The following is a 21,164-nucleotide window of genomic DNA, read 5'->3' on the forward strand; positions in this document are numbered from 1 at the left end:
GTCGTGGTGGGCGATACTGGGATCGAACCAGTGACCTCTTCCGTGTCAGGGAAGCGCGCTACCGCTGCGCCAATCGCCCAAGTCGAGAATCGAGGTTTCTCAGCTTGGAGGTGGATACGGGATTCGAACCCGTGTATACGGCTTTGCAGGCCGCTGCCTCGCCTCTCGGCCAATCCACCGCGTTTGGGTTCACCACCAGAAGAACAGGAATGAACTCACGCTCATTCCCGATCAGAGCGGATGACGAGATTCGAACTCGCGACCCTCACCTTGGCAAGGTGATGCGCTACCACTGCGCCACATCCGCGTTGCCCGCATTTCTGCGTGCAGAGAGACTCTAACTGATCCGGTGAACGAATCACAAACTGAGCGGACCGGGTGGCAGGTTCCCCCCGGTCATCGGCCCATTCGGTGCCCGGATCCCGGGCGTGTCGACGCGTTCGGCGCGCCCGGGCGGCTGTCCGCCGGCCGTCGATGTGCATTCGGCCCGCCGGGTCGGCTAGTATCGAGTCCGCGGTCACCACGGTGCACCGCGATCCCACATGGGCGATTGGCGCAGCTGGTAGCGCGCTTCCTTCACACGGAAGAGGTCGTCGGTTCGAGCCCGGCATCGCCCACGAACGCCTCCCACTCCACTGGGGGGCGTTCTTCGTTTCCGGATGCGGGGGGTTCGGTGTCGAGGGCGGATGCCGCGACGACTCAGCGCCAGCCGTACCGATCGCCGAGCGCCCGCGTGAGCAGCGCGTAGCGAGCGGCATCGAGCGAGGCTGCCTCGCGCCGCATCCCCCCGGTGCGCACCCGGAAGAGGCGGTCGACCCGCGCCCAGCTCGGCCGTCCGGAGGCGTCCCAGGGGCCGGTTCCGAGGCTCAGGAAGTCGCGGTCGCCGTCGTGCGCCTTGCTGGTGAGCTGCACCGCGAGGAAGTCGCCGCCGCCCGACGCCGCGACGATCACCACCGGCCGGTCCTTGCCGCGGCCGTCGCGCTCCTCGTACGGCACCCACGTCCACACGATCTCGCCGGGGTCGGGTTCGCCGTCGTGCGCCGGAGCGTACGTGAGACGCACGTCGCGCAAGCGTGCCGGGTCGACCTCGACCGTGGCCGACGGTCCCGACTGGCCGGGTGAGAGCAGCCCGACCGGGGCCGCAGCACCCGCCGTCGCGGCATCCGGAGCGCTGCTCGACGTGGCCGACCTGCGTGCTCCCGAGAACCTTCCGAACACGCGCCCGAGGGCGGTGAGGAAGCGGCTGGTGTCTGGCACACCCGCACACTACCCCACCGCCCTCGCGGTGGATCAGCGTCGTCAGACGGTCTCGAGCTTGTACGCGTCCTCGCCGTGCACGACCGTGTCGATGCCCGCGATCTCGTCCTCGTTCTTCACGCGGAAGCCGACGGTCTTCTGCACGATGAAGCCGATGACGAAGGCCAGCACGAACGAGTACACCATCACCGAGACGGCGGCGATCGCCTGCACCAGCAGCTGCGTGAGGTTGCCGCTGTAGATGAGGCCGGTCGTGTTCGCGAAGAAGCCCAGGTAGAGCGTTCCGATGAGGCCGCCGACGAGGTGGATGCCCACCACGTCGAGCGAGTCGTCGAAGCCCCAGCGGAACTTCAGGTCGACCGCGAGGGCGCACACCGCGCCGGCGATGATACCGAGCACGATCGCCCAGATGGGCGTGAGGAACGCACACGCGGGGGTGATCGCGACGAGGCCCGCGACGGCACCGGATGCCGCGCCGACCGACGTGGGCTTGCCGTCCTTGATCTTCTCGACGACGAGCCACGCCAGCAGGGCGGCTGCCGGAGCGGCGAGGGTGTTGATCCACGCCACGGCCGCGGTGTTGTCGGCCGCGAGCTCGGAACCGGCGTTGAAGCCGAACCAGCCGAACCACAGGAGGCCGGCGCCGAGGAGCACGAACGGCGGGTTGTGGGGCACGTGCGCGCCCTTCGAGAAGCCGACGCGCTTGCCGAGCACCAGCGCGAGGGCCAGGGCCGCCGCACCGGCGTTGATGTGCACCGCGGTGCCACCGGCGAAGTCGAGGGCGCCGACGCCGAAGAACTGCTGCATGCCGTACGTGATCCAGCCGCCGTAGGCGAAGCTGCCGTCGTCGGCCAGGCCGAAGTTGAACACCCAGCTCGCAACGGGGAAGTAGACGACCGTCGCCCACACGGCGGCGAAGATCATCCACGCACCGAACTTGGCGCGGTCGGCGATGGCGCCCGAGATCAGGGCCACCGTGATGATCGCGAAGGTCGCCTGGAACCCGACGAAGGCGAGCGGCGGGTACGCGGCGCCTTCAGGGGTCTCGAGGAGGCTCTCGAGGCCGATCGCCGACCAGTCGATCGACCAGGGGGCGGCGAGTCCCTCAGCCGAGGGGAAGGCGATGGCGTAGCCGTAGAGCACCCAGAGGACGCCGATGAGGCCCATGGCGCCGAAGCTGAGCATCATCATGCTGATGACGCTCTTCGCCTTGACGAGGCCGCCGTAGAAGAACGCGAGTCCCGGCGTCATCAGCAACACCAGTGCTGCGGATATCAGTAGGAACGCCGTGTTGCCTTGATCCATCTCGAACCTCTCTCAGTGCAGGGTTGGGGAACCTGGTGCGGTCCAGTCTCATGACGGGACGTTTCGAGAGGGATCGTGTTGTGTTTCCGGATCGTTACGGCCTCGGCCATCCATGTAAACAGCACATTTCGGCGGGCCGGGCGATCGATGTGAATCCGTGCGGTCGCGGCATCCGGCCGGCTCATCACGCGTTCACGGATGCCGCGTGCGCGACGTCAGTCGTGCGGCGGCAGCTCGCCCGTGGTGAGGGCGATCATGCGGCTCATGGCGCGCAGGTACTTCTTGCGGTAGCCGCCGCCCATCATCTCGTCGTCGAACACCTGGTCGAGCGGGATGCCGCTCGCGATGATCGGCACCTCCGCGTCGTACACCCGGTCGATGAAGGCCACGAGGCGGAGCGCCGCGTTCTGGTTCGAGAGCTCGTGCACGCCCTCGAGCGCGATGAACTCGACTCCCTGGATGAGCTTGATGTACTTCGACGGATGCACCGTGGCCAGGTGGGCGATGAGGTCGTCGAAGCCGTCGAGGGAGACCCGGTGGCCGCGCGCGGCGAGCGCCTCGGCCGTGTGCGTCACCGCGGCCGCGTCGGGGATCGCCTCGGCGTGCCCCTCGGTGTCGCGGCGGCGGTAGTCGAGGCCGTCGATGCGGAGGGTCTCGAAGTTCGACGACAGCGCGTGGATCTCCCGGAGGAAGTCCGACGCCGCGAACCGGCCCTCGCCGAGGGCGTTCGGCGGCGTGTTCGAGGTGGCCGCCACCCTGGTGCCCCCGGCCATCAGCTCGCCGAGGAAGCGGGTCATGAGCATCGTGTCGCCCGGGTCGTCGAGCTCGAACTCGTCGATGCAGACGAGGCGTGCACCACGGAGCAGCTCGACCGCCTGCGCGTACCCGAGCGCCCCGACGAGCGCCGTGTACTCGATGAAGGTGCCGAAGTACTTCGGCCCGTGGGCGACGTGCCACAGCGCCGCGAGCAGGTGGGTCTTGCCGACGCCGAAGCCGCCGTCGAGGTACACGCCCGGCAGTTCGATGCGTGCGGGCCGCTTGCGCGAGAAGAATCCGCCCGGGCGCTGCGCCGCGCGCCAGGCGCCGGCGAACTCCTTGAGCCGATCGAGGGCCGCCTGCTGCGACGGGAAGTCGGGGTCGGGCCGATACGATTCGAAGGACGCGTGCTCGAACTGCGGCGGCGGCGCCAGTTCCGAGGCGATCTCGGCCGCCGAGATGGTGGGATTCCGCTCGATGAGGCGGATGAGGGCATGGCTCGCGGCCGTGGTCATGCTGGAGGGACTCCCGTATTGCACCGGATGACGGGCATGCTGACTTCCACCCGCACGCCGCGTAGATTCGAGGTGGACAGGTCACCAGCCTAGTCCGCTCCCCCGCACACCCCGTCCGATCGGACGATCCCTGGAGGTTCCATGTCCGCCGAGTTCGACTCCGCAGCCAAGTTCGCCGAGTACGCGCACCCCGAGCGCCTCGTCACCACCGAATGGCTCGCCGAACACCTCGGGCAACCGGGCCTCGTGGTGGTCGAGTCCGACGAGGACGTGCTGCTCTACGAGACGGGCCACATCCCCCGCGCCGTGAAGATCGACTGGCACACCGACCTCAACGACCCGGTCGTGCGCGACTACCTCACGGGCGAGCAGTTCGCCGCCCTGCTCGGCTCGAAGGGCATCGCCCGCGACACGACCGTCGTGATCTACGGCGACAAGAACAACTGGTGGGCGGCCTACGCGCTGTGGGTGTTCACGCTCTTCGGCCACGAGGACGTGCGCCTGCTCGACGGCGGCCGCGACCTCTGGATCGCCGAGGGGCGTCCGCTCACCACCGACGTCACCGAGGTGAGCCTCGTCGAGTACCCGGTCGTGGAGCGCGACGACTCCGTCGTGCGCGCGTTCAAGGAGGACGTGCTCGCGCACTTCGGCAACCCGCTCATCGACGTGCGCTCCCCCGAGGAGTACACGGGCGAGCGCACGAGCGCACCCGCGTACCCCGAGGAGGGCGCCCTCCGCGCCGGGCACATCCCGACCGCGGCATCCGTGCCGTGGGCCCGGGCCGCCGCCGCGGACGGCACCTTCAAGAGCCGCACCGAGCTCGACGCGATCTACCGCGACGAGGCCGGTCTCAGCGACGGCGACGAGGTGATCGCGTACTGCCGCATCGGCGAGCGCTCGAGCCACACCTGGTTCGTGCTGACGCACCTGCTCGGCTTCGAGCACGTGCGCAACTACGACGGCTCGTGGACCGAGTGGGGCAGCGCGGTGCGCGTGCCCATCGCGACCGGCGCCGAGCGCGGCGAGGTGCCGACCCGCTAGTCCGGAGCCTGCGGGCGGTGTCGCACGTCGGCGGTGGGAGAATGGATCCGATGGACGCCACGACCCTGCCCGCCCGACTCGCCGAGACCCGCGAGGACTTCCTCGCGCTCGGCGTCCGCGATCGCCTGCAGCTGCTGCTCGAGTTCTCCAACGAGCTGCCCGAGCTGCCCGAGCGGTACCGCGACCACCCCGACCTCTTCGAGAAGGTCGAGGAGTGCCAGTCGCCGGTCTTCATCTTCGTGGAGGTCGAGCACGGACGGGTGCACCTGCACGCCACGGCACCGGCCGAGTCGCCCACCACGCGGGGGTTCGCGTCGATCCTCGTGCAGGGTCTCGACGGGCTCTCGGTCGACGAGGTCCTCGCCGTGCCCGCCGACTACCCGCAGTCGCTCGGCCTGGCCGAGGCGGTGTCGCCGCTGCGGGTGCGCGGCATGTCGGGCATGCTCGCCCGGGTGCGCCGACAGGTGCGGGAGCGCGTGGCGGCCTGAACGATCGGGACGGCTTCCCCGCAGGCGAGCCGCGGAGGCAGGTATCAGGCGTCAGCCGGCGATCTCCGCCTCCTCGGCGAGCCGACGCACGTCGGCGTCGCTGCGTTCGAGCCATCCGCGCACGAGCCGTGTCCAGCGTGCAGGGTCGTGGTTCCAGAGCTTCGTGTGGCGGGCGCCCTCGAAGACCTCGAACTCGATGAGGTCGGGACGCGCGGCCGCGAGCCGTCGTGACCCGTCGATGGGCACGTAGCCGTCGTCCTGGCTGTGCATGAGGAGGATGGGCACGTCGAGCTCGTCGGCGCGCGCGACGGGGTCGAGTTCCTCCACCGAGATGGGCGCGGCCAGGCCGGTGAGGCCACCGCTCCATGGCCCGCCCAGGAGGCGCACGACGATGTCGCCGTACCCCGGAGGCAGCTTCTGCAGCGTGCCCTGGAACCGGAGGATGTCGACCCAGTCGATCGCCGGCGAGTCGAGGATGACCCCGACGAGGCGCTCGCGCACCGCGGCGGAACGCAGCACCGCCTGGAGCACGATCGAGCCGCCCATCGACCAGCCCATGAGCACGATCCGCTCCGCGCCGTGCTGCTCGGCGTAGCGCACGGCCGCGACGACGTCCGCCCATTCGGTGCCTCCGAGCCCGTAGCGGCGATCGGCGCTCTCGGGAGCCTCGCCGTCGTTGCGATACGACACGACCAGCGTGTTCCAGCCGGCGTCCCGCGCGGGATCGACGGCGCGCAGGCCTTCCTGGCGCTTCGCGCCGCGCCCGTGCACCTGCACCACCCACTGCGTGGACGGCTCGGGGGCGGGCACGAACCACGCGGGCGCGGGCCCGAGCGGCGTCTCCACCAGCACGTTCTCGTACTCGTGCCCCAGCTCCCACGGTCCGAGGTGGTACCAGCCGCTGAGGCGACCGCGTCCCGCGCGGTCGAGCCGTCCGAAATCCACCGCATCGAGTCGTCGCCGCACGACGCGGTCGGTCTCGTCGACGATCTCGCCGAGCCGGGCGTGCCCCGAGTCCCGTTCGAACCAGAGCCCGTACCGACCCGGCATCCGCGTCTCAGCGGAGGCCGCCAGCACGATCTCGCCTCGAGGCAGGTCGACGGACAGGATCCTCACGTCCTCGGTGCGAGTGGTGGACGGGGTCACCACCCGCCGCGCCATGACCACCGTCGTCACCGCGGCGACGGCTCCGACGGCGGCGGCGAGCAGTCCGATCGCCGTCCCCGCGATGCGCACCGCATTCCCCGAGTCCGCTCCTCGACCCATCCCTGCGCCCTCCCCGCGAAGCCGTTCGTCTCTCTGGGCGGCGGTGCGGCGTGCCGCCGCCCTGCGCCCCATCCGAGACTCTAGTCTGCACACGTGCCCGACTCCTCGACGCATCATCCCGCAGAGTTCGAGGCCGCACTCGACGCCGTGCGTGCGGCCTCACCACGAGCGGAGCTGCGGGTCTCGGAGATCCCTGCGCCGGGTTCGCTCGCCCCTTTCGCGGTGGCGTTGTCGGCGGATGTCGCGCCGAGCCGGCACGAGGTCGACTCCGACCTCGGCACCGGCCGCTTCGTGCTCCTCTACGACCCCACCGAACCCGAGGCCTGGGGCGGCCGGTTCCGCGTGGTCTGCTTCGCGCAGGCGCCCCTCGAGACCGACATCGGGCTCGACCCGTTCCTCGCGGATGTCGCGTGGTCGTGGCTCGTGGATGCGCTCGACGCGCGCGGGGCACGGTACATCGCGGCATCCGGCACCGCGACCAAGATCCTGTCCACCGGATTCGGGGAGCTCGCACGCCAGGGCGACGGCGCGCAGATCGAGGTGCGGGCGTCGTGGACGCCCCTCGATGCCGCCGTCGGCCCGCATGTGGAAGGCTGGGGTGAGTTGTTGTGCATGCTCGCGGGGCTGCCGCCTCGTTCAGAGGGGGTGACCGCCCTGCCCCGACGGAGGAACGACCGTGGATGAATTCCGGGTGATCGAATCGCCCGCCGACTTCGAGGACGCGGTCCGGCGCCTCGGTGACGGAGAAGGTCCCATCGCGGTGGACGCCGAGCGGGCCAGCGGATTCCGGTACTCGCAGCGCGCCTATCTCATCCAGATGTATCGCCGTGGTGCCGGCACGTTCCTCTTCGATCCGCCCCAGATCCCCGACTTCACCTCGCTGCAGCAGGCCATCGGCAGTGACGAGTGGGTGCTCCATGCCGCCAGCCAGGATCTCGCGTGCCTCCGCGAGGTGGGGCTCGATCCCGAGCGCATCTTCGACACCGAGCTCGCGGCACGACTGCTCGGGATGCCGCGGGTCGGGCTCGCGTCCGTGGTCGAGGAGCTCCTCGGCGTGCACCTGGCGAAAGAGCATTCGGCGGCCGACTGGTCGACACGGCCGCTGCCGCAGTCGTGGCTGACGTACGCCGCGCTCGACGTGGAGCTGCTCGTCGACGTGCGCGACGCGCTCGTGGCACGCCTCGACGAGGCGGGCAAGACCGACCTCGCCGACCAGGAGTTCCGGGCGGTCCTCGACCGTGAGGCCAAGGTGCCGTCGGCTGAGCCGTGGCGACGACTCTCGGGCATCCACGGCATCCGGAGCCCCCGGAGCCTGGCGGTGGCCCGCGAGCTCTGGCTCGCCCGCGACGCCCGCGCCTCGGAGCTCGACGTCGCACCCGGCCGCATGGTGCCCGACGCGTCGATCCTCGCGGCCGCCCGGGCGATGCCCGCCACCCGTCGCGCGCTCGCAGACCTTCGCGAGTTCACGGGCCGGGCGAGCCGTTCCGAGCTCGACCGGTGGTGGTCGGCCGTCGAACGCGGACTGACCACCGACGAGCTGCCCGCCGTGCGCGTCCCGACCGATTCGCCGCCTCCGCCGCGCGCGTGGTCGATGCGCAACCCCGAGGCCGACGCACGCCTGCGCCTCGCGCGAGCCGGCGTCGTCGAGGTCGCGGAGCGCATCGAGATGCCCGTCGAGAACCTCCTCACGCCCGATCACCTGCGGCGCGTCGCGTGGCATCCGCCCGCCGAGCCCACGGCCGATGCCATCGCCATCGCGCTCGCGGAGCTCGGTGCGAGGCCGTGGCAGGTTGAGGCAACCGCACAGATCATCGCCGATGCCTTTGTCGAGGCGTCACAATCCGTTGAGGATGCCGCATCCGGCGCTTCGTAGGTTCCGTCAAGCGATTCAGCGCCCTCCCGGCCCGTTCGTAGGATCGAGACATCCTGACCAAATCGAGGGAGCTGCAGCGTGGCTGAACGAGCTGAAGTCGTGTTCGTCGACGGGGTCCGTACCCCGTTCGGACGAGCCGGTGAAAAGGGCATGTACTGGAACACGAGGGCCGACGACCTCGTCGTCAAGGCGATCGTCGGACTGCTCGAGCGCAACCCGAACGTGCCGAAGGACCGCATCGACGACGTCGCCATCGCGGCCACCACCCAGACGGGCGACCAGGGACTGACCCTCGGCCGCACGGCGGCGATCCTCGCGGGGCTGCCCAAGACGGTGCCGGGATTCTCGATCGACCGCATGTGCGCCGGGGCGATGACCGCCGCGGCGATGATGTCGGGTTCGATCGGCTTCGGCATGTACGACGTGGCCATCGCCGGCGGCGTGGAGCACATGGGCCACCACCCCATGGGCTCGGGCGTGGACCCGAACCCCCGCTTCCTCAGCGAGCGGCTCGTGGGCGAGGACGCCCTCGTCATGGGCGCCACCGCAGAGCGCATCCACGACCGCTTCCCGCAGCTGACGAAGGAGCGCAGCGACCGCTACGCCCTCGCCAGCCAGCAGAAGACCGCCGCCGCCTACGCGGCCGGCAAGATCCAGCAGGACCTCGTGCCGGTCGCCGTCCGCACCGAGGAGGGCTGGGGACTCGCCACGGGCGACGAGGTGATGCGACCCGAGACCACCCTCGAGGGCCTCGCAACGCTGAAGACCCCGTTCCGTCCCCACGGCCGCATCACAGCAGGCAACGCCTCGGGCCTGAACGACGGGGCCACGGCCGCCATCCTCGCGTCGGGCGCCGCAGCGAAGGAGCTCGGCCTGACGCCGAAGATGAAGCTCGTCAGCTTCGCGTTCGCGGGCGTCGACCCCGAGATCATGGGCATCGGTCCCATCCCGGCCACCGAGAAGGCGCTCCGCAAGGCGGGCCTCACGGTCGACGACATCGACCTCTTCGAGATGAACGAGGCGTTCGCCGTGCAGGTGCTCTCCTTCATGGACCACTACGGCATCGACGACGACGACCCCCGGATCAACCCGTGGGGCGGCGCGATCGCCGTGGGCCACCCGCTCGCGTCGTCGGGCGTGCGCCTGATGAACCAGCTCGCGAGCCAGTTCGTCGAGCGCCCCGAGGTGCGCTACGGCATCACCAGCATGTGCGTCGGCCTCGGCCAGGGCGGCACGATGATCTGGGAGAACCCGAACTTCGACAAGAAGGCAGCGAAGAAGGCCCGCGGATGACCGACTACTCCACCATCGACTTCTCCTCCCTCGTCGCCCTCGCGGGCGACGACGAGGTCGTCACCCACTCCTACGTGCGCGACGTCCCGCTCCCGTCGGGCAAGACCCTCGCGCTCGTCACGCTCGACAACGGACGGGACCACACCCGGCCGAACACGCTCGGCGCCGCCACGCTCCTCGAGTACGCGAACACGCTCGACGGGCTGAAGGCGCGGGCCGCCGCCGGCGAGATCCACGCCGTCGCCGTCACGGGCAAGCCGTTCATCCTCGCCGCGGGCGCCGACCTCTCGAAGGTCGCCGAGATCCCCGACAAGGAGACGGCGAAGAAGTTCGTGCAGCTCGGCCACTACGCGCTCGCGAAGATCGGCGAGGTGGGGGTGCCGTCCTTCGTGTTCTACAACGGCCTCGCCCTCGGCGGCGGCGTCGAGATCGGCCTGCACGCGGACTACCGCACGGTGGATGCCTCGGTCCCAGCGCTCGCCCTTCCCGAGGTGTTCCTCGGGCTCATCCCCGGCTGGGGCGGCGCCACGATCCTCCCGAACCTCATCGGCATCGAGAACGCACTCAAGGTCGTCATCGAGAACCCGCTGAAGCAGAACCGAACCCTCAAGGGGCAGGACGCGTTCGACCTCGGCATCGCCGACGCCATCTTCCCGTCGGTGAACTACCTCGAGGACTCGATCCGCTGGGCCGACGACGTGATCTCCGGTCGCGTCAAGGTCAAGCGGCCGCACGAGCCCGGCAAGGTGGAACGCCTCGTGAAGTGGGATGCCGCGATCGGCATCGCGACGAAGATGCTGAAGAGCCGCATCGGCTCCGTTCCCCAGTCGCCGTACGCCGCCCTCCACCTCATGAAGGCGGCGAAGAGCGGCAGCCGCGCCGAGGGATTCCAGCGCGAGGACGAGGTGCTCGCCGACCTCATCGCGGGCGACCAGCTCCAGGCATCCGTCTACGCCTTCAACCTCGTGCAGAAGCGCACGAAGCGGCCGGCCGGAGCGCCCGACAAGGAGCTCGCGAAGAAGGTGACGAAGGTCGGCGTCATCGGCGCCGGTTACATGGCGAGCCAGCTCGCGCTGCTCTTCGTTCGCCGCCTCCGGGTGCCCGTGGTCATCACCGACATCGACCAGGCGCGCGTCGACAAGGGCGTCGCATACATCGCCGACGAGATCGACACCCTCCTCTCGAAGGGCCGTATCTCCCCCGATGAGGCCAACCGCCTGAAGGCGCTCGTCACAGGCACCACCGACAAGGCCGACTTCGCCGACTGCGACTGGGTCATCGAGGCGGTGTTCGAGGAGCTCCAGATCAAGCAGGACGTGTTCGCCGAGATCGAGCAGTTCGTCTCCCCCGAGGCCGTGCTCGCGACGAACACGTCGTCGCTGTCGGTCGAGCAGATCGGCGCCAAGCTCGCGCATCCCGAGCGGCTCGTGGGCTTCCACTTCTTCACGCCGGTCGCGGTCATGCCGCTCATCGAGGTCGTGAAGACACCGCACACGGATGTCGCGACCCTGTCGACCGCGATGGTCACCGCGAAGAACCTCAAGAAGAACGCGGTCATCACCGCCGACACTCCCGGCTTCGTGGTCAACCGCCTCCTCGCGGTGCTCCTCGGCGAGGCCATGCGCGCGGTCGATGAGGGCACCTCCTTCGAGACCGTCGACCAGGCGATCGCCCCGCTCGGCCTGCCGATGGCGCCGTCCGCGCTGCTCGATCTGGTCGGGCTGAAGGTCGGTGCGCACGTGCTGGACACCCACCACGCCGCGTTCCCCGACCGCTTCTACCGCAGCGAGAACCTCCACAGGCTCGCCGAGTACGGCAAGCTCCTCGACAAGGACGACAAGGGCAAGGTCAAGGGCTTCGACAAGGGAGCCATGAAGATCGTGTCAGGTGGCACGCATCCGCGCAGCGCCGATGAGATCCTCGTCAGCCTGCAGGACGGCCTCGCACGCGAGGTTCGGCTGATGCTCGACGGTGAGGTGGTCGCAGCTCCCGAGGACATCGACCTCTGCCTCATCCTGGGCGCCGGCTTCCCGTTCCAGATGGGCGGCGTCACGCCCTACCTCGACCGGGTGGGCGCGTCCGAGCGCGTCTTCGGCGACACCTTCCACCACCCGCCCGTGAAGGGCGTGTCCGCGTAGGTCGCGCGCACGAAGTGACGGCCCCCGGCGATTCGCCGGGGGCCGTTCTCGTGTCCTGACGTGCCGCGGGTGAGCGGTCGGACCGAACGCGACCCGCGGCTCGGGCCGGGCGGTGAGTTCGGAATCAGACCCGCGGCTGGGGCGTGGTGTCGCTCGACACGGCCTCGAGGCCCGCGCCGCGCGCGTGCGGCAGCTTCGAGCCCAGCACCATCGCGGTCACGTCGCGGGCGATGTGCTGCGGGGTCAGGCCGACGCGCTCCAGGATGTCACCCCGCGACCCGTGCTCGAGGAACTCGTCGGGCAGGCCGATCTCGGTGACCGCGGTGTCGACGCCGGCCTCACGCAGGTCCTGGCGGATCCGGGTGCCGATGCCGCCCACGCGGATGCCGTCCTCGAGGCTCACCACGATGCGGTGGTCGCGCGCGAGCTCGATCACGCTGGCCGGCACGGGCACGACCCACCGGGGGTCGACCACCGTCGCGCCGATGCCCTGGGCCTCGAGCCGCTGCGCGACGTCGAGGCCGATGCCCGCCATGGGTCCGACGGTGACGAGCAGGACGTCGCGACGTCCGGACTCGGCGAGCACGTCGACGCCATCGTCGGTGCGCCGGATCGCGTCGTAGTCCACGCCGACGGTGCCCTTCGGGAACCGCAGCACGGTCGGCGCATCCTCGACCGCCACGGCCTCGCCGAGCTCCTCGGCCAGCCGCACCGAGTCGCGCGGCGCGGCGATGCGGATGCCGGGTACCACCTGCAGGATCGAGAGGTCCCAGACGCCGTGGTGGCTGGGCCCGTCAGGGCCGGTGACGCCGGCACGGTCGAGCACGAAGGTGACGCCGGCCTTGTGCAGCGCGACATCCATCAGCACCTGGTCGAACGCGCGGTTGATGAAGGTGGCGTACACGGCGACCACCGGGTGCAAGCCGCCGAACGCGAGCCCGGCGGCAGAGGTCGCGGCATGCTGTTCGGCGATCCCCACGTCGAAGACCCGATTCGGGAACCGCTCCGCCATGCGGTGCAGTCCCGTCGGGCGAAGCATCGCGGCGGTGATGCCGACGAGGCGTTCGTTGCGCTCGGCGAGCCGTACGAGCTCGTCGGCGAACACGTTCGTCCACGACGGCGAGGACGCCGACTCGAGGGATTCTCCGGTCTCGGGGTCGATCTGCCCCACCGCGTGGAACTGGTCGGCGACGTCGCGACGCGCGGGCTCGTATCCGCGGCCCTTGTCGGTGATCGTGTGCACGATCACCGGCGCGCCGTAGGCCTTGGCCTGGTGGAGCGCCTCCTCCATGGCGCGCTCGTCGTGCCCGTCGATGGGGCCGATGTACTTGATGTCGAGGTTCGAGTAGAGGGCCTCGTTGCCGCTGAACCGGCTGAGGAACCCGTGCAGGCCGCCGCGGACGCCGCGGTAGAACGCCCGGCCGGGCGAGCCCAGCCGGTCGAACGCCTTGCGGCTGGACTGGTGGAGCGACCGATACGACTGCCTCGTGCGCACCGTGTTGAGGAAGCGGGCCATGCCGCCGATCGTCGGGGCGTACGACCGCCCGTTGTCGTTGACGACCACGATGAGCTTGCGGGTGTTGTCGTCGGAGATGTTGTTCAGGGCCTCCCACGTCATGCCGCCCGTGAGGGCGCCGTCGCCGACGACGGCGACGACATGGCGGTCGCCCTGCCCGGTCATCTCGAACGCCTTGGAGATGCCGTCGGCCCACGAGAGGGAGCTCGACGCGTGGGAGCTCTCGACGATGTCGTGCTCGGACTCCGACCGTTGCGGGTAGCCGGCCAGCCCGCCGGTCTGGCGAAGCGTCGACAGGTCCTTGCGCCCGGTCAGCAGCTTGTGCACGTACGACTGGTGCCCCGTGTCGAACACGATGGCGTCGCGGGGCGACTCGAAGACGCGGTGGATCGCGAGGGTCGTCTCGACGACGCCGAGGTTCGGGCCGAGGTGCCCGCCGGTCTTCGAGACGGATGCCACGAGGTAGGCCCGGATCTCCGCGGCCAGCTGCTCGAGCTGCTCGTGACTCAACGCGTCGAGGTCGCGTGGTCCCGAGATGTGCTCGAGCAGGGTCATGGGTCATGCCTCCGGGTCAGTGGGGCGGCAGCGGCCGCGGATCGAATCGAGTCTACGCCGGGCCGCCTGAGTGGCCGGGAAGAGATCGGGGCGGCCGGCGAATCGCCGGCCGCCCCGATGCTGCGCACGCGCGTCAGACGAGCGAGCGCAGCACGTACTGCAGGATTCCGCCGTTGCGGTAGTAGTCCGCCTCACCGGGCGTGTCGATGCGCACGACCGCGTCGAACTCGACGGCCTGCTTGCCGGCGGGCGAGTGCTCGCTCGGCGTTGCGGTGACGTGCACCGTCTTCGGCGTGACGCCCTCGTTGAGCTGCTCGAGGCCCGAGATCGAGACGACCTCGGTGCCGTCGAGGCCGAGCGAATCGGCCGACTCCCCCGCGGGGAACTGCAGCGGGACGACGCCCATGCCGATGAGGTTGGAGCGGTGGATCCGCTCGAAGCTCTCGGTGATGACCGCCTTCACGCCGAGGAGGCTCGTGCCCTTCGCCGCCCAGTCGCGCGACGAGCCGGAGCCGTACTCCTTGCCGCCGAAGATGACGAGCGGGGTGCCCTGCGCCTGGTAGTTCTGGCTGGCGTCGTAGATGAAGGACTGCGGCGCGTCGGCCTGCGTGAAGTCGCGCGTGTAGCCGCCCTCGACGCCGTCGAGGAGCTGGTTGCGCAGGCGGATGTTCGCGAACGTGCCGCGGATCATGACCTCGTGGTTGCCGCGGCGCGAGCCGTAGGAGTTGAAGTCCTTGCGGTCGACGCCGTGCTCGTCGAGGTACCGGCCGGCCGGGCTGTCCGCCTTGATGTTGCCGGCGGGGCTGATGTGGTCGGTCGTGACCGAGTCGCCGAGCTTGGCGAGCACCCGGGCGCCGACGATGTCGGCGACCGGAGTGGTCTCCATGGTCATGCCGTCGAAGTACGGGGGCTTGCGGACGTAGGTCGACTCGGCATCCCACTCGAAGGTCGCGCCGGTCGGCGTCGGCAGGTTCCGCCAGCGCTCGTCGCCCTCGAACACGCTCGCGTACTGGTGCGTGAACATCTCCTTGTTGATCGACGAGTCGATCGTGGACTGCACCTCCGCGGCATCCGGCCAGATGTCCTTCAGGAAGACGTCGTTCCCGTCCTTGTCCTGGCCGAGGGCGTCCACCTCGAAGTCGAAGTTCATCGAACCGGCGAGCGAGTACGCGATCACGAGCGGCGGGCTCGCGAGGTAGTTCATCTTCACGTCGGGGTTGATGCGACCCTCGAAGTTGCGGTTGCCCGAGAGCACCGCGGTGACGGCGAGGTCGTTCTCGTTGATCGCGGCCGAGACCTCTTCGATGAGCGGGCCCGAGTTGCCGATGCAGGTGGTGCAGCCGTATCCGACGGTGTAGAAGCCGAGGTCCTCGAGGTCTTGGGTCAGGCCCGCCTTCTCGTAGTAGTCGGTGACGACCTTGGAGCCGGGGGCGAGCGTGGTCTTGACCCACGGCTTGGCCTTGAGGCCCTTCTTCACCGCGTTGCGGGCCAGGAGGCCGGCGGCGAGCATGACGGAGGGGTTCGACGTGTTCGTGCACGACGTGATCGCGGCGATCGTCACCGCGCCGTGGTCGAGCGTGAACCTCTGCCCGTCGGGCAGGGCCACCTTCGTGGGCTTCGACGCCGTCGCCGGCGCGTGGCTGTGGTGGTGGTGCTCGTGCTGGCTGTACTCGTCCTCGGGCGAGTTGCCGGGCGGGTCGGATGCCGGGAAGGACTCCGATCCCTCGAGGTCGACGAGGTCATGGTCGATCTCGGCGTAGTTCGTGAGGTCGGACTCGAACTGCGCCTTGGCGTTGGACAGCACGATGCGGTCCTGGGGACGCTTCGGGCCGGCGATCGAGGGCACCACGGTCGAGAGGTCGAGCTCGAGGTACTCGGAGAAGACGGGTTCGCTCGCGGCGTCGTGCCAGAGCTTCTGCACCTTGGCGTACTGCTCGACCAGCGCGAGCTGCTCCTCGCTGCGCCCGGTGAGGCGGAGGTAGTCGATGGTCACGTCGTCGATGGGGAACATGGCCGCCGTCGAGCCGAACTCGGGGCTCATGTTGCCGATGGTCGCGCGGTTGGCGAGCGGCACCGAAGCCACGCCCGAGCCGTAGAACTCGACGAACTTGCCCACCACGCCGTGCTTGCGCAGCATGTCGGTGATGGTGAGGACGACGTCGGTGGCGGTGACGCCCGTGGGGATGGCCCCCGAGAGCTTGAACCCGACGACCTTGGGGATGAGCATCGAGACGGGCTGGCCGAGCATGGCCGCCTCGGCCTCGATGCCGCCGACGCCCCAGCCCAGCACGCCGAGTCCGTTCACCATGGTGGTGTGCGAGTCGGTGCCGACGCAGGTGTCGGGGTAGGCGCGGGTCACGCCGTTCACGTCGCGGTCGTAGATGACCTTCGCGAGGTGCTCGATGTTCACCTGGTGCACGATGCCGGTGCCGGGCGGCACGACCTTGAAGTCGTCGAAGGCCGTCTGGCCCCAGCGGAGGAACTGGTAGCGCTCGCCGTTGCGCTCGTACTCGATCTCGACGTTGCGCTCGAGCGCGTTCTCGGTACCGAAGAGGTCGGCGATGACGGAGTGGTCGATGACCATCTCAGCCGGCGAGAGCGGGTTGATGCGGTTGGGGTCGCCGCCCAGGGCGACCACGGCCTCGCGCATCGTGGCGAGGTCGACGATGCAGGGCACACCGGTGAAGTCCTGCATCACGACGCGCGCCGGCGTGAACTGGATCTCGGTGTCGGGTTCGGCGGTGGGCACCCACGAGCCGAGCGCCTCGATCTGCTCCTTGGTGACGTTCTTGCCGTCCTCCGTGCGGAGCAGGTTCTCGAGGAGCACCTTCAGGCTGAACGGCAGCTTCTCGTGGCCGGGCACGGTGTCGAGTCGGAAGATCTCGTAGGACTTGTCACCGACGTGGAGCGTGTCCTTCGCCCCGAAACTGTTCACTGCAGACACGATGTCCTCTCCTTCGCGGATGCCGCGCGAACCCGCGCGCGACCCTCCATCTTCTCCGTCAGGCCGGGAGCTGTACCAGCAAGGCTCACCTAAGCGTCCCACGGCCCGCCGCCATCGTGGCGACGGATTTATCTTGACGTCGAGATAACTCTATCACTCACCGGAGCGGGCCGACGACGGGTACACCGCGCGCACGACGAGCCAGGAGAACACCACGACGAGAGCGTAGAGCGGCACGCCCATCAGGAGGCGCGTGGCGCCGAGCGCCTCCACGTTGTCGACGAGGTAGAGCGGCACCTGCACGACCAGACGCACCACGAAGAGGCCGATCCACACCACGGTGAGGAACTGGGCGGCCCGGTACTTGCGCGGGTCCTGGCGCCAGGCGAGGCCGTCGCCCATGAGGAAGCCGACGATGAGCCCGAGCGCCGGCCATCGCACGAGCAGGGAGATCAGGAGGCCCACCGCGTAGGCCGCGTTGGTGAAGAACCCCAGGACGTAGTTGTCGCGGGCGTTGCCGGTCCACAGCGCCAGCGCGGCCGAGGCCAGCACGCCCACGAGTCCGGCGATGGCCTGCGTCGGCTGGCTCCTCGTCACGATGCGCGCGACCGTGAACACGACCGCGAGGCCGACGGATGCCGCGAGCGACGGCACCAGCGCCGCCTGCGCGTCCCAGCCGGAGAAGCTCGTGAGGGTCGTGTAGACGACGAGGAAGACGAGGCCGGGCAGCAGCGCCTCGAGGATGCCGCGTACCCCGCCGACCGCGCCGAGGACGTCCCGGGGGCTCAGCTTCTCGTCGCGGGCGATCGCGCCCAAGCCACTCTTCTGCGCGGCCGCGGCGAACTGCCGGGCGAACTCGCCCGCGGCGGGCGCATCGGATGCCGCGGCATCCGGCTGCTCATCGCGACGGGGCTGGCGCTCGGGCTCGGGCTCGGTGTCGGGCATCGTCAGACGGTGGGCGCGCCGGAGGACGCGGCGGGCATGCGGAGCGGGATGAGGTCACGCGGCGGCATGGGCGTGGCTCCGCGCACGACGACGATGGAGCGGAACAGGTCCTCGACCTGGGCGGCGGCGGCCGGGTCGACCGCGGCCTCCCCCGCGATCACGCCGCGAAGGAACCAGCGCGGGCCGTCGACCCCGATGAAGCGGGCGAGGCGCATGTGGCCGGCCTGGCCCTCGACCGCGGCGACCGGGATCTGCGCGAGCAGCTCGGGGCCGAAGGCGCCCTCGCGGACCGTCGTCGTTCCGCCCTGGCGCGCGATCTGGTCGGCGATCTGGGCGCGGATCTCGTGCCACAACCCGCTGTTGCGGGGCGCGGCGAACGGCTGCACCTGCAGCGTCGAGTTGGCGTAGTCCAGACCGATCGCGACGACGCGCTTGGTGCCCTCTTCCACCTCGAGGCGCAGGTGGAGACCCTCCCGGGGCAGCACCTTGACGCCGCCGAGGTCCACGTAGGGACGGACGGGGTTGGCTTCGGCCTCGTCGAACGGACCGGCGGTGGCGCGGTCGTCGGGCGCGGACTTGGGGTGGTCGACGGGGATGTCGTCGATGTTCTCGATGTCGCTCACGCGTTCACTCCTGACTTGTGCTCCCGGAATCCCGTGGAGCCGAATCCCCCCTCGCCGCGCAGGCTCCCGGGGAGCCGCTCGACTTCGACGAACCTCGCGCGGCTCACCGGCATCACGACGAGCTGGGCGATCCGGTCGCCCGCCTCGATCGCGTAGGGCTCGCTCGCGTCGGTGTTCAACAGTGCGACCTTGATCTCGCCGCGATAGCCGGCGTCGACGGTGCCGGGCGCGTTCACGATCGTGATGCCGTGCTTGAACGCGAGGCCCGAGCGCGGCACGACGAAGGCCACGTAGCCGTCGGGCAGCGCGATCGCGACCCCGGTGCCCACCGTGGCGCGCTCGCCGGGGGCGAGCACGACGGACTCGGCGGCATGGAGGTCGGCACCGGCATCGCCCGGATGGGCGTACGACGGAACGCGGTCGGCCGTGATCAGCACATCGACGGAATCGGTCACTGTTCGAGGGTAGTGCAGAAGTCTGATCTGATAGATCCATGCCCGACTACCGCGAGAGACTGTGGCCGACCCCCTGGATCTACATCGCGACCCTGCTGCTCATCCCGGCGAGCATCCTGGTGCTCGCGCCGGTGTCGATGCCGGCCGGCATCGCGACCGGCCTCATCCTCTACCTCGCGACGGCGGGCTCGCTGAGCCTGACCGCCCCGGTGATCGAGGTGCGCGACCGGATGCTGCACGCCGGGCGTGCGGCGATCTCGCTCGACCAGACCGGCGAGGCGGTGGCCGCATCGGGCCCCGACGCCCGGCGGGAGCGGGGCACCGGACTCGACGCCCGGGCCCACCTCGTCATCCGCGGCTGGGTGGACCCCGTCGTGCGGGTGCCGATCACGGATCCCGCCGACCCGGCACCCTACTGGCTCGTCTCGAGCCGCCGACCCAAAGAACTGGCCGCCGTGATCAACGGATCACGACGGCCTGAGCCTGCGGAGGGCGACCTCTAGGAGGCGCACTCCAGACAGATCGGTCCGAGCTTCGTCTCGTGGTCGATCTGCGAGCGGTGCTTCACGAGGAAGCAGTTCACACACGTGAACTCGTCGGCCTGCGGTGGGAGCACCACGACGTCGAGCTCGACGTCGGAGAGGTCGGCACCGGGCAGGTCGAAACCACCGGGGTTGTCGGCGTCATCGACATCCACCACTCCCGACATCTTGTCGGGGACGCGCTCCTTGAGGGCCTCGATCGACTCTGAGTCGTCTTCGGTCTTCCGCGGTGCGTCGTAATCCGTTGCCATTCCCGTCCATTTCCTCATCGCCGAAGATTCGGCGGCCATAGTCTGCATCAAATCGGTTGCGTAAGCAAACCACTTCAGGGGGCTTGCGACCGATGGGCCAGGTCGATCATCGACCCGGCTACGTGCTCAACTTCCGGCGCGCCCGGGCTATTCCCGACTCGGGCCGTTCCGGCATGGCATCCTTGGGCGGAGACGAAGGCACGAAAGGCTTGTCGCGATGCAGGAACTGAAGGTAATCGGAGTCGAGAACGGCGCACTGCTGGCCGCATCCGACGATGGCGCACGCTTCCGGATCGAGATCGACGAGGTGCTGCAGTCGCGCATCCGCCAGGCGCAACCCGAGACCCACACCGGTCCGAAGCCGTCCCCGCGGGAGGTGCAGGCGCTCATCCGCTCGGGCCTGTCGGCCGAGGACGTGGCGCAGGTCACCGGCGCGTCCGTCGACTACATCCGTCGGTTCGAGGGCCCGGTGCTCGCGGAGCGCGAGCACGTGGTGACGTCGGCCCTCGCGGTTCCCGTCCACGTCGCCGCCGAGGCGGACCCGGCGGACGAGCCCGCGACGTTCGGCAGCGTCATCCGTGATCGACTGGCGAAGCTCGGCGCACACGGTGAGCGCTGGGCGAGCTGGAAGGACGAGGAGCGCGGCTGGATCGTCAAGCTCGAGTTCACGGCCGACACCATCGACCACGACGCCCGATGGGGCTTCGAGCCGCGCAAGCAGTCCCTGCACCCCATGAACTCCGAGGCCACCACGCTCTCGCAGCAGGGCGAGCTCAAGGGCGGCCTCATCCCCCGGTTGCGTGCCGTCGCACCGGAATCCGACGAGTCGCGATTCGACAGCGGCGCCTTCACCTTCGACGAGCCCGAGCAGGGCGACTACGACACCGCCCCCCACCTCGAGCCGCTCCCCTACTCGCGCGCCACGCCGGCGACGTCCAGCCCGGCCGCCTCGCGCGCGGCCATCAAGCGCGCCGACGAGCCGACCCCCTCGATGGGCGAGACCGCCGACCTGCTCGAGGCCCTCCGCCGCCGTCGCGGCGAGCGGGAGGCGGCCGTCGCCGAGACCGAGCCGGCGCAGCCCGCGCTGCCGCTCGCTCCCGCGCCCGTCGCCGCAGCAGAGCCCTCGGCCTCCGCCGAGAAGGGCAAGCCGTCGGAGGAGAAGCCCGGCAACGGCGCACGCGCGCTGTGGGGCGGCAAGGCATCCTCCGGGTCGGGCACCGCCAACCCCGCCCCCACGTCGGCACCGAGCGGCTCCCCGGGGCGCGCCAAGAAGGGTCGCGCGTCCATGCCGAGCTGGGACGAGATCGTCTTCGGCGCTCGCACCGACGACGACCTCGCCTGACCCCGCGCCCCCGCGTTCACCAGTCGCCACTCCTTCGCCGCGACGCTCGTCGCCTCGTT

18 protein-coding genes and 4 tRNA genes are annotated in these 21,164 nt (G+C 69.9%); 9 read left to right on the forward strand and 13 right to left on the reverse strand.

Annotated features, from left to right (window positions below):
- Positions 1 to 4 precede the first annotated feature (4 nt).
- From AC1DZA_RS06080 to AC1DZA_RS06090, 3 genes are all read right to left on the reverse strand, one after another.
- Positions 5 to 79: transfer RNA gene (locus AC1DZA_RS06080), tRNA-Val, on the reverse strand.
- A 26-nt stretch (positions 80 to 105) separates the two neighbouring features.
- Positions 106 to 179 (reverse strand) — tRNA-Cys (locus AC1DZA_RS06085).
- A 56-nt stretch (positions 180 to 235) separates the two neighbouring features.
- A tRNA-Gly gene (locus AC1DZA_RS06090) sits at positions 236 to 307 on the reverse strand.
- 237 nt (positions 308 to 544) lie between these two features.
- Here AC1DZA_RS06090 and AC1DZA_RS06095 point away from each other — a divergent pair.
- Positions 545 to 617 (forward strand) — tRNA-Val (locus AC1DZA_RS06095).
- Between the two features lie 82 nt (positions 618 to 699).
- Here AC1DZA_RS06095 and AC1DZA_RS06100 read toward each other — a convergent pair.
- From AC1DZA_RS06100 to zapE, 3 genes are all read right to left on the reverse strand, one after another.
- Positions 700 to 1,257, reverse strand: a complete 558-nt coding sequence (locus tag AC1DZA_RS06100; protein ID WP_476772070.1) for a type II toxin-antitoxin system PemK/MazF family toxin — start codon at positions 1,255 to 1,257, stop codon at positions 700 to 702.
- Between the two features lie 42 nt (positions 1,258 to 1,299).
- Positions 1,300 to 2,562: an ammonium transporter gene (locus AC1DZA_RS06105; protein ID WP_309978901.1), complete on the reverse strand. Its 1,263-nt coding sequence runs from the start codon at positions 2,560 to 2,562 to the stop codon at positions 1,300 to 1,302.
- A gap of 215 nt (positions 2,563 to 2,777) precedes the next feature.
- Positions 2,778 to 3,833, reverse strand: a complete 1,056-nt coding sequence (gene zapE / locus AC1DZA_RS06110) for a cell division protein ZapE (RefSeq protein ID WP_476772071.1) — start codon at positions 3,831 to 3,833, stop codon at positions 2,778 to 2,780.
- A gap of 141 nt (positions 3,834 to 3,974) precedes the next feature.
- On the opposite strand from zapE, the gene AC1DZA_RS06115 reads away from it, so the two are divergent.
- Both AC1DZA_RS06115 and AC1DZA_RS06120 read left to right on the forward strand, forming a co-directional pair.
- Positions 3,975 to 4,874, forward strand: coding sequence for a sulfurtransferase (locus AC1DZA_RS06115; RefSeq protein WP_476772072.1), 900 nt, complete (start codon positions 3,975 to 3,977; stop codon positions 4,872 to 4,874).
- 50 nt (positions 4,875 to 4,924) lie between these two features.
- Positions 4,925 to 5,362, forward strand: coding sequence for a SufE family protein (locus tag AC1DZA_RS06120; protein ID WP_309978906.1), 438 nt, complete (start codon positions 4,925 to 4,927; stop codon positions 5,360 to 5,362).
- Positions 5,363 to 5,413: 51 nt separating this feature from the next.
- On the opposite strand, the gene AC1DZA_RS06125 is transcribed toward AC1DZA_RS06120, so the two are convergent.
- A complete protein-coding gene (locus tag AC1DZA_RS06125; RefSeq protein ID WP_476772073.1) occupies positions 5,414 to 6,628 on the reverse strand; it encodes an alpha/beta hydrolase family protein in 1,215 nt (404 codons plus the stop codon).
- A 93-nt stretch (positions 6,629 to 6,721) separates the two neighbouring features.
- On the opposite strand from AC1DZA_RS06125, the gene AC1DZA_RS06130 reads away from it, so the two are divergent.
- The 4 genes from AC1DZA_RS06130 (at position 6,722) to AC1DZA_RS06145 (ending at position 11,932) form a co-directional block, all read left to right on the forward strand.
- Positions 6,722 to 7,312 carry a DUF3000 domain-containing protein gene (locus AC1DZA_RS06130; RefSeq protein WP_309978910.1) on the forward strand — a complete coding sequence of 197 codons (591 nt, stop codon included), beginning with the start codon at positions 6,722 to 6,724 and terminating at the stop codon, positions 7,310 to 7,312.
- Entirely contained in the window at positions 7,305 to 8,501 is a 1,197-nt protein-coding gene (locus tag AC1DZA_RS06135) for a ribonuclease D (RefSeq protein WP_476761848.1), read from the forward strand. The genes AC1DZA_RS06130 and AC1DZA_RS06135 overlap by 8 nt, the downstream gene beginning before the upstream one ends.
- Positions 8,502 to 8,579: 78 nt before the next feature.
- Complete coding sequence (locus AC1DZA_RS06140) at positions 8,580 to 9,794, forward strand: thiolase family protein (protein WP_476772074.1); 1,215 nt, start codon at positions 8,580 to 8,582, stop codon at positions 9,792 to 9,794.
- Entirely contained in the window at positions 9,791 to 11,932 is a 2,142-nt protein-coding gene (locus AC1DZA_RS06145) for a 3-hydroxyacyl-CoA dehydrogenase NAD-binding domain-containing protein (protein ID WP_476772075.1), read from the forward strand. Before AC1DZA_RS06140 ends, AC1DZA_RS06145 begins: the two co-directional genes overlap by 4 nt.
- 124 nt (positions 11,933 to 12,056) lie before the next feature.
- Here the strand turns inward: AC1DZA_RS06145 and dxs are convergent, their stop codons facing one another.
- The 5 genes from dxs to dut all read right to left on the reverse strand — a co-directional run bounded on the left by dxs (position 12,057) and on the right by dut (position 18,970).
- Positions 12,057 to 14,003, reverse strand: coding sequence for a 1-deoxy-D-xylulose-5-phosphate synthase (gene dxs / locus AC1DZA_RS06150; RefSeq protein WP_476761702.1), 1,947 nt, complete (start codon positions 14,001 to 14,003; stop codon positions 12,057 to 12,059).
- A 133-nt stretch (positions 14,004 to 14,136) separates the two neighbouring features.
- Positions 14,137 to 16,950, reverse strand: a complete 2,814-nt coding sequence (acnA, locus tag AC1DZA_RS06155; RefSeq protein ID WP_476772350.1) for an aconitate hydratase AcnA — start codon at positions 16,948 to 16,950, stop codon at positions 14,137 to 14,139.
- Between the two features lie 150 nt (positions 16,951 to 17,100).
- Positions 17,101 to 17,892 (reverse strand): DUF3159 domain-containing protein, encoded by a 792-nt coding sequence (locus AC1DZA_RS06160; RefSeq protein WP_476772076.1) that lies wholly within the window; start codon positions 17,890 to 17,892, stop codon positions 17,101 to 17,103.
- A gap of 2 nt (positions 17,893 to 17,894) precedes the next feature.
- Complete coding sequence (locus AC1DZA_RS06165) at positions 17,895 to 18,515, reverse strand: DUF3710 domain-containing protein (RefSeq protein WP_476761699.1); 621 nt, start codon at positions 18,513 to 18,515, stop codon at positions 17,895 to 17,897.
- A complete protein-coding gene (gene dut / locus AC1DZA_RS06170; protein WP_476761698.1) occupies positions 18,512 to 18,970 on the reverse strand; it encodes a dUTP diphosphatase in 459 nt (152 codons plus the stop codon). Before dut ends, AC1DZA_RS06165 begins: the two co-directional genes overlap by 4 nt.
- Before the next feature lie 38 nt (positions 18,971 to 19,008).
- On the opposite strand from dut, the gene AC1DZA_RS06175 reads away from it, so the two are divergent.
- Positions 19,009 to 19,473: a DUF3093 domain-containing protein gene (locus AC1DZA_RS06175; RefSeq protein ID WP_476772077.1), complete on the forward strand. Its 465-nt coding sequence runs from the start codon at positions 19,009 to 19,011 to the stop codon at positions 19,471 to 19,473.
- Here AC1DZA_RS06175 and AC1DZA_RS06180 read toward each other — a convergent pair.
- A complete protein-coding gene (locus tag AC1DZA_RS06180) occupies positions 19,470 to 19,763 on the reverse strand; it encodes a DUF4193 domain-containing protein (RefSeq protein ID WP_056729312.1) in 294 nt (97 codons plus the stop codon). The genes AC1DZA_RS06175 and AC1DZA_RS06180 overlap by 4 nt on opposite strands.
- Positions 19,764 to 19,980: 217 nt before the next feature.
- Between AC1DZA_RS06180 and sepH the strand changes: the two genes are divergently transcribed.
- Positions 19,981 to 21,105: a septation protein SepH gene (gene sepH / locus AC1DZA_RS06185; protein WP_476772078.1), complete on the forward strand. Its 1,125-nt coding sequence runs from the start codon at positions 19,981 to 19,983 to the stop codon at positions 21,103 to 21,105.
- Positions 21,106 to 21,164 lie beyond the last annotated feature (59 nt).

It is taken from the genome of Agromyces sp. P2_B3 (assembly GCF_056404815.1).